This is a genomic window from Frigoribacterium sp. CG_9.8, from assembly GCF_015751965.1.
Lineage (GTDB): Bacteria > Actinomycetota > Actinomycetes > Actinomycetales > Microbacteriaceae > Lacisediminihabitans.
Genome location: NZ_JADOVH010000005.1, coordinates 16,743 through 32,767 on the forward strand (window position 1 = coordinate 16,743; position 16,025 = coordinate 32,767).

The following is a 16,025-nucleotide window of genomic DNA, read 5'->3' on the forward strand; positions in this document are numbered from 1 at the left end:
TGCAGTATCACTCCGGCACAAAACTGATTGCCCGCGGACGCCGGGTGAGCACAGCGGCTGCGAGTCCGCCGAGCATGATCGCCCCGCCGATGAGTTCGCTGCCAGCCGGTCGCTCATCGAACACCACCCAGGCAGCGAGGATGCCGATCACCGGCACGAGGAGGGTGAACGGCACCACCGCGCCGGTCGGGTAGCGAGCAAGCAGGGAGTTCCAGATCGTATAGGCCACCAAGGATGCGGCGACCGCCGTGTACACAGTGCTGAGAATCGCGGCGAGCGACAGGTGGGCGAGCGAGAATCCCACCGCCTGCGGTCCGTCTACCAGAAGCGCAAGCGCCAAGGAGGGGATGGGAACCACCAGTCCCGACCACACCACTAGCGCGAGTCCGGATGCCGCACGCGCCCGCCGTGACAGCACGTTGCCAATCGCCCAGGAGAGTGCCGCGAGCAGGGTGATCACGAGCGGGAGCCAGGGTGCAGAACGGGTGTGACCGACGACGACCACAGCCAGACCGATCATGCCGATCACGATTCCCACGGCCTGACGTTTGGTGGGATGCTCCCGAAGCAGCAGGGAGGAGACGATCACCGAGAACACGATCTGCGTCTGCAGCAGCAGCGAAGCAAGTCCGGGCGGCATGCCGAGCGCGAGTGCGAGGTAGAGCAGGGTGAACTGGCCAAGGCTCAGGAAGGCGCCGATCAACAGGATATTGCGCCATCCGATCGCTGGAGGCCGGATGAAGAAGACTGCGGGAACGGCCACGAGGATGAAACGCATCGCGAGGAAGAGCAGCGGGGGCACATCGGTGAGACCAAGATCGATGGCCACGAAGTTGACACCCCAGATCACCACGACCAGTAGCGCGAGGAGAGTGTGGCGTGGAGTCATCCGCTTAGCTTGGCACGGCGGCCGCTCCCGCTTAACCGCGGGCCTCGCTCTACTGCCGGCGGCGCCTCAAGTGGAGCGGGCCCTTCGCCGTAGAAGCGTCAACGGCCGTGCCTGACTGCAGGATATCGATTTCCCCCGCCGCGAAAAGCCGGCGTGCCGCGCGGCGGGCCGGCTCCGCGAGCTCAGCCCAGTTCGCCTCGCCGACGGCTTTGGCCGCATCCGAATCGACGATGGTTGCCCCGGCCGGGCGGGCGGCAAGCAGTGCGAGGATCGCAGCTTCGAGCATCCGGTCTTCCTCGGTAACACCCCGGCGTCGGCAGGCATCGGAACAGTAGCGCACGGACTCCCAGTCGCGTGCCCACTTGGCACGCCACTCGATACGGCGACCGCAGGAGGCGCAGAGCTTCTCGACCGGAGCGGCGGATTCGGCGGATCGCTGACGGTGGGCCATAGCCCCAGTCTGCCGGGTGATGCTGGGTGTGCCGGGCGAAGCGTGGCGAAGCGTGGCGAAGCGTGGCGAAGGCCACCGGATGCGAGTCCTCCGGCCGCCGCGGTGGGTGGGTACGCTTGCCACGTGAGAATCCTCGTCCTCGGTTCCGGTGCTCGTGAGCATGCCATCATCACCGCACTGCTGCGTGAGGATGTCGACCACGACATCATCGCGGCTCCCGGCAATGCGGGCATCGCCGCAGAAGTGCAGGTCATTGCTCTCGACCCCGCGAATCCTGCCGTGGTCACCGACTTCGCGCTCGAGAATGACATCGAGCTGGTGATCATCGGTCCGGAGGCACCGCTCGTTGCCGGCGTCGCCGATCGCCTGCGTCAGCGCGGCATCGCGGTCTTTGGGCCGGGTAAGGCCGCCGCCCAACTCGAGGGCAGCAAGACCTTCGCGAAGCGGATCATGGATGTCGCAGGGGTGCCGACCGGCCGCGCGACCCGGGTCGGCAGCCTCGATCAGGCGATTGCAGCCATCGATGCGTTCGGAGCCCCCTATGTCGTGAAAGCAGACGGCCTTGCCGCGGGTAAGGGCGTACTTGTCACTGCCGATCGGGATGCCGCAGTCGCTCACGCCGAATTTTGGATCGGGCAGGGCAGCGTGCTCGTCGAGGAGTTCCTCGACGGGCAGGAGGTCTCCCTGTTCCTGCTCAGCGACGGCCATAACGTGCTCCCGCTCGAGCCCGCCCAGGATTACAAGCGCCTCTCTGACAACGACGAGGGTCCGAACACCGGCGGTATGGGCGCGTATTCTCCCCTGCCCTGGCTCCCGGCCGGTTTTGTCGATGAGGTGATCGACACCGTCGCCATCCCGACCGTGCGCACCCTTGCGGCCGAACAGACCCCCTTCATCGGGCTGCTCTATTGCGGACTCATCATCACCGAGGCAGGCACGCGGGTGATCGAGTTCAACGCCCGCTTCGGCGATCCCGAGACGCAGGTCGTGCTCCCCCGGCTCATCACGCCGCTCAGCGGACTGCTCTTCGCCGCGGCGACCGGAGCGCTCGGCGGGATGGCGCGCCCACAGTTCTCCGACGATGTCGCCGTCACCGTGGTGCTCGCGAGTGAGGGCTACCCCGAGACCCCGGTCACCGGCCGCACTATTACTGGCATCGATGCCGCGCTGGCGATCCAGGGCGTGACAGTGGCTCACGCGGCGACGGCACTGTCCGGAAGCTCCCTGGTCGCGACCGGTGGACGCGTCCTCAGCGTTGTCGCCACCGGCAGCGATTTTGGGCAGGCCCGATCCCGCGCCTATCGCGCGCTTGAGGCGATCGACCTCGAGGGCGGCCAATACCGCACCGATATCGCGCTGCGGGTCGCCGAATGAGCGCGGATCTGACCGCAGACGGCTGGACTCACGCCTACTCCGGCAAGGTGCGCGACCTGTACATCGAGACCGGGATCGCGGACCTCGCCGGAGCCGAGCGTGTGCTGATGGTCGCGAGTGACCGGGTCAGCGCCTTCGACCACGTGCTGTCCCCCGGAATCCCGGGCAAGGGAGAGCTGCTCACCACACTGAGTCTGTGGTGGTTCGACCGGCTCGCCGGGGTGCCCAATCACCTCGTCGCAGACCATGAGCTGCGCGGCGATTCGGTGCACGAGAAGATTCCGGATGCCGTCGCCGGCCGGGCGATGCTCGCGCGCACCCTCGACATGTACCCGATCGAGTGCGTGGTGCGCGGATACCTCGCAGGCTCCGGCTGGCTGGAATACCGGGAGCACCAGACGGTCTGCGGCGTCGCCCTGCCGGCCGGCCTCACCAACGGGGATCGACTTCCCGAGCCGATCTACACGCCGGCCTGGAAGGCGCCACTCGGCGCGCATGACGAGAACATCCCCTTCGAGCGCACGGTCGAGCTGGTGGGATCGAAAATCGCCACGGCGCTGCGTGATCTCAGCCTCGAGGTGTTTTCGCAGGCATCCGCCATCGCCGACGATCGCGGCGTGATCCTCGCCGACACCAAATTTGAATTCGGTGCCAACCGCGACACCGGTGTCATGACCCTCGCGGACGAGGTGCTGACGAGCGACAGTTCCCGGTACTGGGATTTCGAGGCCTATTCCGCCGGTGGCGAGAACCGGCTCGCGAGCTTCGATAAGCAGATAGTGCGCGACTGGTTGAGTGCGAACTGGGATGCCACTGGCGAGCCACCGGCCCTCCCGCCACAGATCGTGGAGCAGACCGCCGCCCGCTACCGGGAGTTGATCGAGAGGCTCACCCGTTCGTGATCGGGTAAGCGAGACGAATCCGCGCCCTCGGTCGTCGGCCGCGCGCCCGAATGTTGTGGAGCATGGCTGACACGCGGCAGCGCGGTCGCAGACCGCTACAGCGTGCCGCGCACGATCGAATCACTCGAGTGGGCTGGGTTGCCGTCGGGTTTTTCGTTCGAGATATCCACGATGGGATAGTCCGCGATATTCACGTCGGCAGGAATTGTGAATACGCCTCGAGTGCCCACGAGCACGCCGACGCTGATCAGCTTGGTGAGGTCGCTCGAGATCAACCAGACCTCGCGATAGCCCGGGGCATCCCGCGACTCCGAAAGAGTGACGACGACCTGTCGCCCTGAGCTCGTGCTCTCGAGAATCGCTTCGCCAGAGGAGCCGGTCCAATCGGGGAGTGCGCTCAGGCGCGCTTGGGCCAAGATGGTCGGCTTCGGGGTGACGACCGGTGGAGCGAGCACGTTGGTCGCGACCAGGATCGCCCCGGTTGCCACCACGACCGCGAGTGCACCGGCGAGAATCGGCGCAATCAACCGACGGCGGCGCCGGCCGACATGGTGGGTCAGCGTCGATGACCCGGCGGATGATTCGGCACGAGGCGCCAGTGGCGCATCGGTGTTCTCCTCAATGGCCTGCGCTGCCGCGGCCTCGAACGGTGCCGGAATGACATCGGGTGAGAGGCCGAGGGTGCGGCTGATGGATCCCCAGACTGCCGGCCCCGGAACATCGAGGGGAAGATCGAGGGGCGAACCGGAGCGGGCGAGAGTTGCCACCCGCATCAGGCTGGTGAGTTCGTCGAGGCATCCGGAGCAGCCCTGTACGTGCAACTCGTCGGTGAGCGAGATATCGGGCTCGCCCATCGCCATCATGGCCAGGACCTCTGGGTCACTGTGTTCGGGTTGGTCAGTCATTATCGCTCACCTCCAATCTGGTTCGTAGCCGGTCGAGACTTCGGCGGATGTGACTCTTTACCGTGCCGAGTGGCAGATCGAGTCGCGTGGCTATTTGCGTGTGCGTAAGCCGATCGTAGAACGCAAGTCTCATGATGCGCAGTGGTGTCTCTGGGAGGTCGGCAAGGGCATCCGCCACCACAAGCCGTTCGGCCATATCGTCAGGCCAGTCGGTCACCTCACGGTCGAGACTCTGGATGAGTGCCTCCCGGTCACGACGATCACGCGCCCGCCGCTCGTGAGCGTCCGCAATCATGTTCTTGGTGATTCCCACCAGCCAGGCCGAGATTCGGGACCGGGTCGGATCGAAAGTCGCCCGACCCAGCCAGACGGCCACGAAAACCTTCTGGGTCACGTCCTCGGCATCGGCAGAGTTGCCGAGCGATCGCAGAGACATGCCGTAAACCAGTCGTGCCCAACGCTCGTACACGGTGGCCAAGGCGCGTTCATCACCCGCCTGGAAGCTGGTGACGAGAGACGACTCGTCGTGATTGTGAAGCAGGTCAGACACGAAAATCCTGCCGGCGGCCGATCGGGTGTGGTCACCCGGAGAGGAGACCCTGTTCCCACCCACGATAGTCGTTTGCCACTCGGGTCGCGAAAGATCAGTTGCCAGAGGCTGCCGCTGCGACCGGGGTCGCCGTGACAATGACGTTGTCGACGTAGTGCCCCGTCTTCGAGTTGTAGCTCCCGCCGCAGGTCACCAGTGAGAGTCGCGGAGCTCCCGCGGTGTCGAAGACTTCGGCCATGGGGGCGTCGATCTTGCCGACCTGCCGCAGTTCGGTCACCGTGTAGGCGACCGTCGAGCCATCCGCTCCGGTGAGTGTGAGCCTGTCTCCGGCGGTTGCATTCCTGAGCCTGCTGAACGGCCCGATCCCGTCGTCCCGGGAATCGATGTGAGCCGCGATGACAGTGGCGCCCGCTCGAGAGTTGACCCCGGGACTGTAGCGGTACCATCCCGCGTCGGCAGCGTTGGGTGGAAGGGCCATCGCGCCATCCGCATCGAGCCCTTCAGAGGTTACTTTCATGTCGATTCCCAGCCGGTCTAGCTGGATGCGCACCGGTGCCACGACCACAGCCGCCGCATTGGCCGTGAGTGAGGCGTCTGCTGTCGGGATGCGGGGAACGGATGCCGCGGGTGGCGGTGTCGCCGATGCCGTGGAGCGTGGGGCCGCTGTGCCCGCGACCCCTGTGCCCGTGACCGCTGTGCAGCCAGCGAGCACGGGGAGGGCCAGGCACACCGCAAGTGTGGCGCCGAGCCTGGCTCTTCCCGTCATTTTCACTCTGTGATTCTGTGTCGATCAAACGCCGTTAGGCGCGTGACCCGGCGTTTCGGCGAGCGACTACCACGACGGCAGCAGCGGCAGCGGCGAGAAGCAATCCGAGTGCTCCGATGCCAACTGCGGACTGGGTCTGCTGTGTGGACTCGGCGCGTGCTGCCTCACCGGTCTGTCCGGCGGGGATGCCGGTCGGCGGGGTATGCAGTCCGGTGATAGTCTGTACTGCCACGGCGAGGTTCTCTCCCTCGAGGCTTCCGTAGGCGTAGACGATGGTGTTCTGGCCTTCGACAACGGGCACGTCAGCCGGCCCGATGAGTGCAGGTGTGGTGGTTCCCGCAGCGACGACAGAGGCCGAAATGGTGGCCGGTGCGAGGTTGAGGATCTGCTCCTTCGGGTTGGTGAGGCCCTCGATAACCGGGGTGCTGCCAGCAAGCACGTCAACGGCTGGAGCCGCTGCTACGTGGCGCACTGTCAGTCGTCCTTCACCAGCGGCCGTCTTCGAGATGTCGTTGGTGAACAGCGTCGCCGTTGGCTTGTTGTCGGTCGTGAGATGCGCGACTGCGGTGTAGTTGCCCCCGTCCGCGAGCGGAAGGTCAACCGGGCCGATGACGACCTTGTCCGTCGCAGAAGTGGCATCGGAGGCCGTGATTGCTACCGAGTAGGTGGCCGGCGCCAGGCTGAGCGGGCCAGCGAGGGTGCCGGTCTTGAAGTCGTCGATGGTGAGTTTGCCATTCACCCAGACATCCACGGTGACTCCGGGAATGCCGTGCAGTACCGACAGCTGTGCGTTGGTGGCTGCAGAAGCGGACATCGGCACCGCGAGCGCGGCGAGTATGAAGGCACCGGCGACTCCGCCGGCCATGATTCGAGTTTTCATTTTTCTACTCCAGTTCCGAAGCATGGTGATCATGCTCTTATCTAGTACTTCCCCCCTCCACCGGCAAACGGATGCAGCAGACCGCGACTTTTTTCTGGCAATTAGCCGAGTGCGGGCGGCCTAACATCGGTGGAGTGACCGCAACTGACCTCCTCGCCGCCGACACCTCGATGGGGTCCGTGACCCTGCTCGTCGCCGACCTCGACGGGATGACCGCCTACTACCGTGACGCGGTGGCGCTCAACGTGCTGGCCTCCACCGCCGACACCGTGACCCTCGGCCGCGGCACGACCCCGTTGATCATCCTGTGGGCGGCCCCCGAGCTCGTTCAGGCGAGTCCGCGCGATGCCGGGCTATTCCATACGGCGATCCTGTTCGACTCGGAGGCCGCGCTCGCGGCATCCGTCTATTCGGTTGCGACGAAAGCCCCCGGCACTTTCACCAGCAGCTCCGACCACCTCGTGAGCAAGGCCTTCTACTTCACCGACCCCGAGGGCAACGGGGTGGAGCTCTACTGGGACCGCGATCGTGCAGAATGGGGCTGGGTGTACGGCCAGGTCGAGATGTCCACGCTGTTTCTCGACCCGAATGTCTTCTTGCAAGAGCACCTCACCGAGGCCGCCGTCACCGCTCCGAACTTCGGCGGGGCCGTCGTCGGTCACGTGCACCTCGCAGTGGGCGATATCGCTTCAGCCCGGGAATTCTACGTAAACCGTCTCGGCTTCGAGCAGACCCTCATGTACGGCGACTCCGCCCTGTTTGTGAGCGCGGGCGGCTACCACCACCACATGGCGATGAACATCTGGAACAGCGTAGGGGCCGGTCGCCGCGGCCGCACGCTCGGACTCGGCCAGGTCGATATCGTCGTACCCGGAGCTGACGACCTCGGATCTCTCGGCGAGCGGATGTCACACCACGGCATCCCGACCCGTCACGACGGGCCGACCCTCAGCTTTGACGACCCCTGGGCGAATGGGATCCGCGTGACCGCAGCACCCTCCTGAGCCGCCGCATCCCACACTGTCAGGCCGTCTGGCATGAGCGGCCTAACATCGGTGGAGTGAAGAATTTTCGCCCGAACCTCCTGAGCCGGGCTGCCGCGATACCGCTCGCCCCCGTTTTGCTGGTTCAGGCGCGAATGGCGCGCGCGAGCATCCCGCGCCTGCCGGACGCCGAACTTCCCTGGACTGGATCGCTGCCGGGCGCCGACCTGATCCGCCTGCTCGTGCTCGGGGATTCGACCGCAGCCGGGGTCGGGGCCGACAGCCAGAGCGAGGCGCTCCCGGGAAGCTTCGCTCGCGAGTTCGGAGATCGGTTCGACCGCGGGACGACCTGGCAGGCCATTGGTGAGAACGGCGCGACCGCACGCGATATCCTCACGCGGTTCATCGACGAAGCAACGACGAACCGCTACGACGTGGTGTTTCTCACGATCGGCGCCAATGATGCACTCGAGTTGCGCTCCCGTCGCGCCTTCGCGCGGGACGTTCGCGAGATCGTTCACCGCCTGCGTTCCGCGAACCCGGATGCCCTGCTCCTGGTTTCGCTGATGCCCCGGTTCGACCGCTTCCGCAGCCTGAAAGGCCCACTGCGCTGGAATCTCGCACTGCACGCCGCCAGCCTCGACGACGCCGCCCGCGCTGCCGTGCGTGGCCTGGATAAGGTGTTTGCCCTGCCAAAACCCCCGCCATACACACCGACGTTCTGGTCTCCCGATCTGTTCCACCCCGGGCCGGCCGGATACCGGGAATGGGCGGAGTTTGTGCTCGACTCCGTGCCGCTCAGCCTGCTTGCACCGCTGCGCCGCCAGTACTCACGCCGCGGCTGACGCCCGCTTAGCGGTGGCGGTAGCGGGATCAGTGTCGGTGTCGGTACCGGGTTCCGGCACCATCCGGTCATTCCAATGTTTGATGATCACCCAGGCGACCGCCGCGGCGGGTACCGAGATGAGGGTGCCGAAGATTCCGCCGAGAATCGTGCCGGCGGTGAGGGCCAGCAGCACGACGAGACCGTGCAGTTTGAGCGACTTGCCCATCACGTACGGCGACAGGAAGTTGCCCTCGAGCTGTTGGACGGCGATCACGACGATCACGACGATGATCGCCGCGGTCAGGTCGTTCGTCACCAGCGTCACCAGTGCGGCAATGATTCCAGTGACCGTCGCACCGATGAGGGGGATGAACGCACCGATGAACACGAGAATCGCCAGCGGGATTGCCAGCGGCACCTGAAGAATCAGCATGGCCACCCCGATAAAGACCGCGTCGACAAGCGCGATGATCGCCGTTCCCCGCACGTAGCCTCCGAGGGTCTCGACTGCACTGTTTCCCGCACGGCGGAGCTTGGCGTGCACGACCGACCGAAACGGAGTGATCAGGAATGCCCAGATCATCGGACCGTCCTTCATGAAGTAAAAGAGAACGATCACCGTGAGCACCGCCCCCGTGACGAGCTCGGCCGCTGTGGATACCCCGGCCAGCGCGCCGGATCCGAACTGCGCGCTCGTGACGAAGTCGACAAGGGTCTTCTGCACCGCACTGATCTGCTTCGCATCGAAACTGATCGGACCGTTCTGCACGAAGTCGGCGATGGTGGTGATGCCGGAGCTCACCGACTTTTGCAGCGTGGTGAATTGCGACTGCACCTGGAATACCGCGATCGTGATCACTCCGCCAAACGCGAGCACCCCGGCAAGCAGCGAGATGATCGCGGCGGCGACCCGCGGCATCCGCTTCTCCAGCAGGCGAACCACCGGACGGAACGCGGATGCCACGATCAGCGCGATCAGCACCGGCACCACCACGAGCTGCACCCTGGTCGCGGCAAACACGATGATCACCGCAATGGAGAGCACGAGCAGCGCCTGCCCCGAGCGCTGCGCAAGACGTCCGAAGCTGTCGTTCCACAGTGGCATCGGAGGGCGAGCGCTGGGTGCGGGAGGGCTGGCCTTCTTCTTGGTGAACATGCATCGAGCGTACCGATCACCTGTCACTGCGGCACGGGAGCTGTGCGGGAGGTCGGATCCGCGCACTCCGGTAGGCTGGAAAAATTCACCCGCAGACGAACTCTTGGAGTGTCTCGTGCCCGTAATCGTCGTCGAGGTCATGCCGAAGCCCGAGCTTCTCGACCCCCAGGGCAAGGCCGTCGCAGGCGCTCTGCACCGCCTCGGAATCTCCGATATCTCCGGGGTCCGTATCGGTAAGCGGTTTGAGGTGACAGTGGATGAAGTAACGGATGCCGTGCTCGCCGAGGTCACGAAACTCGCGGATGACATGTTCTCCAACTCCGTGATCGAAGACGTGGTGTCGATTTCGGTGCACCCCGCGCCCGCCAGCGCATGACATCCATCGGTGTCATCACTTTTCCCGGCTCGCTCGACGACCGTGATGCCCAGCGTGCGGTGCGCCTCGCTGGCGCAACCCCGGTGGCTCTCTGGCACGGTTCGCACTCGCTCGAGGGCGTCGACGCGATCGTGCTGCCCGGCGGCTTCAGCTACGGCGACTACCTGCGCTGTGGCGCCATCGCCTCGCTCTCCCCGATCATGGCCGAGGTCATCGAAGCGGCAGCCAAGGGGATGCCGGTGCTCGGCATCTGCAACGGGTTCCAGATGCTCACCGAGGCACACCTGCTCGAGGGTGGACTCATCCGCAACGACCACGGCGGGTTCATCTGTCGCGACCAGAAGCTTCGCGTCGAGAACACCTCGACGGCCTGGACCAACCAGTTTCCCACCGGGGCCGAGATCACCATCCCGCTGAAAAATGGCGAGGGCGGCTTCATCGCCGACGCCGCGACGATCGCGCGGCTCGAGGGCGAGGGCCGTGTCGTCTTCCGCTATCTCGGCGTCAACCCCAACGGATCGCTGAACGACATCGCCGGCATCTCGAATGCCCGCGGCAATGTCGTCGGCTTGATGCCGCATCCGGAGCACGCGACCGAAGAGGGTTTCGGCCCGGACACCGCCCTTGCCATGCGCAATGGCACTGATGGGCTCGCCGTCTTCGCGAGCGCAATCGCGTCCCTGGTTGCTGCCGCCTGACGCTGGTCGTGACCTCCCCCGCGCACGCGCAGCCCACCGTCACCCCGCTCAGTCTCTTCCGTGGACTAGCGATCGCGGAGGCGATCACCTGGACGCTGCTGATCACCGGCCTTGTGCTTCGAGCGACCCTCGAACTCGACATCGCGGTGAGCGTCGGCGGCGGCGTTCACGGCTTCGTCTTTCTTGCCTATGCGGCAACGGCCCTCATCGTCGGCTTGAACCAGCGCTGGTCGCTGAAGGTGGCCGCGACGGCGATCGGTAGTGCAGTGATTCCCTACGCCACGATCCCGGTCGAGCTGTGGTTGACGCGCAGCGGGCGACTGGCGGGGGCGTTCCGCCTGGCTGCGACGGATGACGCACGCGACCATCGCCTGCCCGATCGCGCCCTGCGGATGCTGCTGCGGCATCCGCTCGCCCTGGGCGCTATCGTCGGCTGCGGTGTCGTCGTCGTGTTCAGTGTGCTGCTGATCGTCGGGCCGCCCGGTTCGCACTGAGCGCTTCTCTGAGCCGGTTCAGACCAGGCCGGTTCAGACCAGGCTGGTTCAGACCAGGCCGGTTCAGACCAGGCCGGTTCAGACCAGGCTGGTTCAGACCAGGCCGGTTCAGACCAGGAAGAACGGGATCATTCCGGGGTTTCTCGCGTGCACGATCACCAGAAACACCACGAGGTCGAACAGCAGGTGCACGGCGAGCACGTAGGTGAGCGATCGGGTGATGGTGAAGGTGTAGCCCTGCAGCAGCGCAAACGGGATGGTGAGCAGCGGCCCCCACGACTGGTAGCCAAGCTCCCACAGGAATGACACGAAGACGATTGCCTGCAGCAGGTTGGCCTGCCACATGGGAAAGTGGCGTTTCAGCAGCACGAACACCGTGCAGATGAAGAAGAGTTCGTCCCAGGTGCCCACGAAGTTGACGCCGACGAACAGGCGGCCGATCTCATCCGGTGCCGTAACGACCGGCCAGTTGAGGTAGGCGCCTGAGGTGATGAAGTAGAACGGCAGAATCAGCCAGCCGAGGGCGAGCACGAGCACAAGGTAGCTCCACTGCAGCGGCGTCCAGGGCCACATGCCCTTCCACGGAAACCGGATGATGTGCTGCCGGAAAACATAGCGCGAGATGAGGTATGGCACCGCAACCGCAGACGCCAGCACGAAGCCGAGCAGGAAGAAGTTGACCCAGCCGATATCGGCCTTGACCGACATCGAACTCACGATCACCAGGCCGATTGCGATGAGCAGAAAATCCTTCGCCATGCCGACGGTGAGACCGCGCCGGTCGAAAAGCCAGGCGAGGCCGAGCCCGATCGCGACCATCGGGTAACCGATCAGCGGCATCCGCAGCGAGAAGAGAAAGAGGGCAGACGAGCACAGGATGACGGCCGGGATCAGCCCCCAGCTGACGGCGCGCCGCACCGGGGATTCGGTGGACGTGCCGATCGAGGTCACCTGCCCAGTTTAGGTTCCCGGGAGGCTGCGGCTGCGTGGCGGGTGCATGTGCCGCTGCTGTTGCTGCTGTTACTTTTTCTGTTGCTGCTGCTGTCTCGCGGATGCCGCACGGGCCGCGCCAAAGCGCTCGCCCGGTAGAATTGTCACATCCGGCACTCCCTCGACCCAGGAGCACTTTCGCCCGTGACTACCCCAGCAATTCCTGCCGCCACTTCTGCCACTGCTGGCTCGACCAGCGTCGCCGACACCGTGTCGAATGCCGAGGTGACTCCCCACAGGGAGCAGCCCTACGCGGCCCTCGGGCTCAAGGAGGCAGAGTACCTGTCGATCCGCGAGATTCTCGGGCGGCGGCCAACGAGCGGTGAACTCGCGATGTACTCGGTGATGTGGAGCGAGCACTGCTCCTACAAGTCGTCAAAAATCTATCTGCGGCAGTTCGGCGACAAGACCACCGAGAAGATGCGCACCAACCTCATGGTGGGCATGGGCGAGAATGCGGGCGTCGTGGATGTGGGCCAGGGTTGGGCCGTGACCTTCAAGATCGAGAGCCACAACCATCCGTCCTACATCGAGCCATTCCAGGGTGCCGCGACCGGCGTCGGGGGAATCGTGCGCGACATCATCTCGATGGGCGCGCGCCCGGTCGCGGTGATGGATGCGCTGCGCTTCGGCGCGATCGATGACCCCGACACAGCCCGTGTCGTGCACGGTGTCGTCGCCGGAATCTCGTTTTACGGCAACTGCCTCGGCCTGCCGAATATCGGCGGGGAGACCTGGTTCGACTCCGTCTATCAGGCGAATCCGCTCGTCAACGCGCTTGCCGTCGGAGTGCTACGCCATGAAGATCTGCACCTCGCGAATGCCCGCGGCGTGGGCAACAAAGTCGTGCTGTTCGGAGCCCGCACCGGCGGAGATGGCATCGGCGGAGCATCCATCCTCGCCTCTGACTCCTTCTCTGCGGGCGGCCCGACCAAGCGACCCGCCGTGCAGGTGGGTGACCCCTTCGCCGAAAAGGTGCTCATCGAGTGCTGCCTCGAGCTGTTCCAGCAGGAGCTGGTCGAGGGCATCCAGGATCTGGGGGCCGCCGGCATCAGCTGCGCCACGTCGGAGCTCGCCTCCAACGGCGACGGCGGAATGTTCATCGAACTCGAGAAGGTGCTGCTTCGCGACCCCACCCTCACGGCAGAAGGGATTCTGATGTCCGAGAGCCAGGAGCGCATGATGGCGATCGTGACGCCCGAGAAGCTTGCCGGTTTCCTCGCTGTGGTCGAGAAGTGGGATGTCGAGACCTCCGTACTCGGCGAGGTGACCGACACCGGCCGCCTCATCATCCACTGGCACGGCGAAGAGATCGTCAATGTGCTGCCACGCACCGTCGCGGTCGACGGCCCGGTGTACGAGCGAGAAGTCGCCTACCCGACCTGGCAGGATGCCCTGCAGGCAGACTCGTCATCGTCGCTGGCCCGCGCCGCGACATCCACCCTCTTGAGGGAGCAGGCGATCGCTCTTCTCGGCAGCGGCAACCTCGCCTCGAAAGAGTGGATCACCAACCAGTACGACCGCTATGTCATGGGCAACACCGCGCTCTCGTTCCCGGATGACGGCGGCATGGTGCGCATCGACGAAGGCAGCGGCCTCGGATTCGCCGTTGCCACCGATGCCAACGGCCGTTACGCCTACCTCGACCCCTACCGTGGGGCCCAACTCGCCCTCGCTGAGGCCTTCCGCAATGTGGCCGTCACCGGAGCAACCCCGGTCGCCGTCTCCGACTGCCTCAACTTCGGCTCGCCGGAGAACCCCGAGGTGATGTGGCAGTTCTCGCAGGCCGTCGAAGGGCTGGCGGACGGATGCCTCGAGCTCGAGATTCCCGTCACCGGCGGCAACGTGTCGTTCTACAACCAGACCGGTGACGTGCCGATCCATCCGACCCCGGTCGTGGCTGTGCTCGGAGTGATCAACGATGTCGCGGACCGCATCCCGAGCGGCTGGCAGGACGAGGGCAACAACATCTACCTGCTCGGCACCACGCGCGACGAGCTCGACGGATCCGCCTGGGCGGGAGTCATCCACTCCCATCTCGGCGGTCGTCCGCCCCTCGTGGACTTCGCCGCCGAACAGGCACTCGCCGGGCTCATCAAGTCGGGCTCGAAGCAGAACATCATCGCCTCCGCGCACGACCTCTCAGACGGTGGGCTCATCCAGGCCGTCTCCGAGTCGATTCTGCGCTTCGGTGTAGGCGCCCGGCTGTGGATCACGGAGCTCATGGAGCGCGACGGAGTGGATGCGACGGCCGCCCTGTTCAGCGAGTCGGGTGCGCGAGCGATCGTCTCGGTGCCGCGCGAAGACGACGTGCGCTTCATCGGGCTGTGCGAGGGGCGCGGTGTGCCAGCCCTGCGCGTCGGCGTGACGGATGGCGGCGGCTTCGGCGCGTCTGCGGATGCGGCTGCGGATGCGTCTACGTCTGCGTCTACGTCTACGTCTGCGTCTACGGATGCGTCTACGTCTACGTCTGTATCTACGTCTACGGATGCGTCTACGTCTGCGTCTACGTCTACGGATGCGTCTACGTCTACGTCTGTATCTACGTCTACGGATGCGGAACGCGGCGCACCTGCGGGCGCGACTCTCGACGTGCAAGACCACTTCGTCATCACTCTCGACGAGTTGCGCGCCACCCACCGCGGCACGCTAGCTGAGCACTTCGGCCCAGTAGTAGGCCACTAGTCCCAAAACCCTGCCGATCAACGGTCAAAGAGTGTCGCCTGACAGTGCGTTAGGCGACACTCTTTGACCGTTGATCGGCAGGGCTGGGGATAGTTTTGGCGGCATTTTTGCGGGAGCGGGCACAGTGGGGGGATGTCGCGCCACCGAGCTATTCCCCCGAGCCTGTCTGAGCGTGTGTTCACAGTGCCCGAGGCGGTAAGTGCTGGCGTGACAAAGCGACGGCTGCGCGGATCGGACCTCGCGGCGCCATTCTTCGCGGTGCGGGTGGCCGCGGCGACGGCAGTGACTCCGAGCATCAGCACCCTTGCCCATGCGTTTGCCGTCAGGCTAGCATCCGACCAGTTCTTCAGCCATCTGACCGCCGCGACCCTGCTCGGCCTTCGCCTGCCCGAGCGTCATCTGCCATTAATTCTGGATGTCGCGGTGCTCGCGCCCGCACGTCTTCCCCGGCTCCGCGGCATCCGTGGTCACCAGCTGATGCCGAGTGCGCGGATCGAGACGTTACCGGACGGTCTGCGGGTGAGCTCCGCCGTCGACACATGGTGCCAGCTTGCGGCCGTTCTCCAGCTGGACGAGTTGATCGTGATGGGCGACGGGCTCCTGCAGCGGGAGCATCCTCTCGCATCCAGGGCCGAATTAGTGTCGACGATTGACGCCTGGGGCCACCGCCCCGGCGTGACCAATTTGCGTGAAGCTCTGCTGCACCTGCGGGCCCGCACCGATTCGGCGCGCGAGACGATGCTTCGACTCATCGTCATTCGAGCCGGTTTTCCGGAGCCGGTCGTGAACCACAAAATCTACAACCGGTTCGGGGCGTTGATCGCACATGGCGATCTCGCCTTCCCGGAATACCGGGTACTGCTCGAGTATGACGGCGCTGTGCACCGCCAGGAACATCAATTTCATGTGGATATCGCGCGTCTTGACGGGCTGATGGAGGAGCGATGGCGGGTCATCCGCGTCGACAAGCAGCTGATGGCGGCGCGCGCGACCCTGCTAGGCAAAGTGCACACGGCCCTGACGGCGGCCGGCTGGCGCGGCTGACCCCCGTCCCACTCCAAACTTGCAAGTTCAACTGTCAAAGAATGTCGCCTGGCGAC

17 protein-coding genes are annotated in these 16,025 nt (G+C 65.2%); 9 read left to right on the top strand and 8 right to left on the bottom strand.

The features are described 5' to 3' along the window. Nucleotides 1-7: 7 nt before the first annotated feature. Nucleotides 8-889 carry an EamA family transporter gene (locus tag IWX88_RS10780; RefSeq protein WP_196830206.1) on the bottom strand — a complete coding sequence of 294 codons (882 nt, stop codon included), beginning with the start codon at nucleotides 887-889 and terminating at the stop codon, nucleotides 8-10. 49 nt (nucleotides 890-938) lie between these two features. Then, the gene (locus IWX88_RS10785) at nucleotides 939-1,340 is read right to left on the bottom strand and encodes a DUF2256 and DUF3253 domain-containing protein (RefSeq protein WP_196830208.1); all 402 of its coding nucleotides are present in this window, start codon (nucleotides 1,338-1,340) and stop codon (nucleotides 939-941) included. A 123-nt stretch (nucleotides 1,341-1,463) separates the two neighbouring features. Here IWX88_RS10785 and purD point away from each other — a divergent pair, with 123 nt between their 5' ends. Continuing rightward, complete coding sequence (purD, locus tag IWX88_RS10790) at nucleotides 1,464-2,714, top strand: phosphoribosylamine--glycine ligase (protein WP_196830210.1); 1,251 nt, start codon at nucleotides 1,464-1,466, stop codon at nucleotides 2,712-2,714. Further along, nucleotides 2,711-3,616: a phosphoribosylaminoimidazolesuccinocarboxamide synthase gene (locus IWX88_RS10795; protein ID WP_196830212.1), complete on the top strand. Its 906-nt coding sequence runs from the start codon at nucleotides 2,711-2,713 to the stop codon at nucleotides 3,614-3,616. The genes purD and IWX88_RS10795 overlap by 4 nt, the downstream gene beginning before the upstream one ends. A gap of 95 nt (nucleotides 3,617-3,711) precedes the next feature. Here the strand turns inward: IWX88_RS10795 and IWX88_RS10800 are convergent, their stop codons facing one another. From IWX88_RS10800 to IWX88_RS10815, 4 genes are all read right to left on the bottom strand, one after another. After that, nucleotides 3,712-4,521, bottom strand: a complete 810-nt coding sequence (locus tag IWX88_RS10800; protein WP_196830214.1) for an anti-sigma factor domain-containing protein — start codon at nucleotides 4,519-4,521, stop codon at nucleotides 3,712-3,714. After that, nucleotides 4,514-5,071, bottom strand: coding sequence for a sigma-70 family RNA polymerase sigma factor (locus IWX88_RS10805; protein ID WP_370568317.1), 558 nt, complete (start codon nucleotides 5,069-5,071; stop codon nucleotides 4,514-4,516). The genes IWX88_RS10800 and IWX88_RS10805 overlap by 8 nt, the downstream gene beginning before the upstream one ends. 94 nt (nucleotides 5,072-5,165) lie before the next feature. Further along, a complete protein-coding gene (locus tag IWX88_RS10810) occupies nucleotides 5,166-5,837 on the bottom strand; it encodes a class F sortase (RefSeq protein WP_231369217.1) in 672 nt (223 codons plus the stop codon). Nucleotides 5,838-5,871: 34 nt separating this feature from the next. After that, entirely contained in the window at nucleotides 5,872-6,717 is an 846-nt protein-coding gene (locus tag IWX88_RS10815; RefSeq protein ID WP_196830218.1) for a DUF4397 domain-containing protein, read from the bottom strand. Between the two features lie 170 nt (nucleotides 6,718-6,887). Between IWX88_RS10815 and IWX88_RS10820 the strand changes: the two genes are divergently transcribed. Together IWX88_RS10820 and IWX88_RS10825 are read left to right on the top strand one after the other, a co-directional pair. Continuing rightward, nucleotides 6,888-7,721, top strand: coding sequence for a VOC family protein (locus tag IWX88_RS10820; protein WP_196830597.1), 834 nt, complete (start codon nucleotides 6,888-6,890; stop codon nucleotides 7,719-7,721). 56 nt (nucleotides 7,722-7,777) lie between these two features. Beyond that, nucleotides 7,778-8,545, top strand: coding sequence for an SGNH/GDSL hydrolase family protein (locus IWX88_RS10825; protein WP_196830220.1), 768 nt, complete (start codon nucleotides 7,778-7,780; stop codon nucleotides 8,543-8,545). Here IWX88_RS10825 and IWX88_RS10830 read toward each other — a convergent pair. Then, entirely contained in the window at nucleotides 8,531-9,682 is a 1,152-nt protein-coding gene (locus tag IWX88_RS10830; protein ID WP_196830222.1) for an AI-2E family transporter, read from the bottom strand. The two genes, IWX88_RS10825 and IWX88_RS10830, sit on opposite strands and share 15 nt — an antisense overlap. A gap of 115 nt (nucleotides 9,683-9,797) precedes the next feature. Between IWX88_RS10830 and purS the strand changes: the two genes are divergently transcribed. Genes purS through IWX88_RS10845 form a run of 3 tightly spaced genes read left to right on the top strand, consistent with a single transcriptional unit; the run spans nucleotide 9,798 to nucleotide 11,250 of the window. Next, nucleotides 9,798-10,058 (top strand): phosphoribosylformylglycinamidine synthase subunit PurS, encoded by a 261-nt coding sequence (gene purS, locus IWX88_RS10835; RefSeq protein ID WP_196830224.1) that lies wholly within the window; start codon nucleotides 9,798-9,800, stop codon nucleotides 10,056-10,058. After that, nucleotides 10,055-10,756, top strand: coding sequence for a phosphoribosylformylglycinamidine synthase subunit PurQ (gene purQ / locus IWX88_RS10840; protein ID WP_196830226.1), 702 nt, complete (start codon nucleotides 10,055-10,057; stop codon nucleotides 10,754-10,756). Before purS ends, purQ begins: the two co-directional genes overlap by 4 nt. Before the next feature lie 8 nt (nucleotides 10,757-10,764). After that, nucleotides 10,765-11,250, top strand: coding sequence for a DUF3817 domain-containing protein (locus IWX88_RS10845; protein ID WP_196830228.1), 486 nt, complete (start codon nucleotides 10,765-10,767; stop codon nucleotides 11,248-11,250). A gap of 108 nt (nucleotides 11,251-11,358) precedes the next feature. Here IWX88_RS10845 and IWX88_RS10850 read toward each other — a convergent pair whose 3' ends face one another. After that, nucleotides 11,359-12,201, bottom strand: a complete 843-nt coding sequence (locus IWX88_RS10850; RefSeq protein ID WP_370568319.1) for a type II CAAX prenyl endopeptidase Rce1 family protein — start codon at nucleotides 12,199-12,201, stop codon at nucleotides 11,359-11,361. A gap of 183 nt (nucleotides 12,202-12,384) precedes the next feature. Here IWX88_RS10850 and purL point away from each other — a divergent pair, with 183 nt between their 5' ends. Together purL and IWX88_RS10860 are read left to right on the top strand one after the other, a co-directional pair. Then, nucleotides 12,385-14,925, top strand: a complete 2,541-nt coding sequence (gene purL / locus IWX88_RS10855; RefSeq protein WP_370568320.1) for a phosphoribosylformylglycinamidine synthase subunit PurL — start codon at nucleotides 12,385-12,387, stop codon at nucleotides 14,923-14,925. Between the two features lie 132 nt (nucleotides 14,926-15,057). Continuing rightward, complete coding sequence (locus tag IWX88_RS10860; RefSeq protein WP_196830230.1) at nucleotides 15,058-15,969, top strand: hypothetical protein; 912 nt, start codon at nucleotides 15,058-15,060, stop codon at nucleotides 15,967-15,969. The last annotated feature ends 56 nt before the right edge of the window (nucleotides 15,970-16,025 follow it).

Bases quoted from the DNA above. Each gene is read 5' to 3' on its own strand.
- IWX88_RS10780 (WP_196830206.1), bottom strand. From the start codon at position 889: ATGACTCCACGCCACACTCTCCTCGCGCTACTGGTCGTGGTGATCTGG.
- IWX88_RS10785 (WP_196830208.1), bottom strand. From the start codon at position 1,340: ATGGCCCACCGTCAGCGATCCGCCGAATCCGCCGCTCCGGTCGAGAAG.
- IWX88_RS10795 (WP_196830212.1), top strand. From the start codon at position 2,711: ATGAGCGCGGATCTGACCGCAGACGGCTGGACTCACGCCTACTCCGGC.
- IWX88_RS10800 (WP_196830214.1), bottom strand. From the start codon at position 4,521: ATGACTGACCAACCCGAACACAGTGACCCAGAGGTCCTGGCCATGATG.
- IWX88_RS10810 (WP_231369217.1), bottom strand. From the start codon at position 5,837: ATGACGGGAAGAGCCAGGCTCGGCGCCACACTTGCGGTGTGCCTGGCC.
- IWX88_RS10815 (WP_196830218.1), bottom strand. From the start codon at position 6,717: ATGAAAACTCGAATCATGGCCGGCGGAGTCGCCGGTGCCTTCATACTC.
- IWX88_RS10820 (WP_196830597.1), top strand. From the start codon at position 6,888: ATGGGGTCCGTGACCCTGCTCGTCGCCGACCTCGACGGGATGACCGCC.
- IWX88_RS10830 (WP_196830222.1), bottom strand. From the start codon at position 9,682: ATGTTCACCAAGAAGAAGGCCAGCCCTCCCGCACCCAGCGCTCGCCCT.
- purQ (WP_196830226.1), top strand. From the start codon at position 10,055: ATGACATCCATCGGTGTCATCACTTTTCCCGGCTCGCTCGACGACCGT.
- IWX88_RS10860 (WP_196830230.1), top strand. From the start codon at position 15,058: ATGTCGCGCCACCGAGCTATTCCCCCGAGCCTGTCTGAGCGTGTGTTC.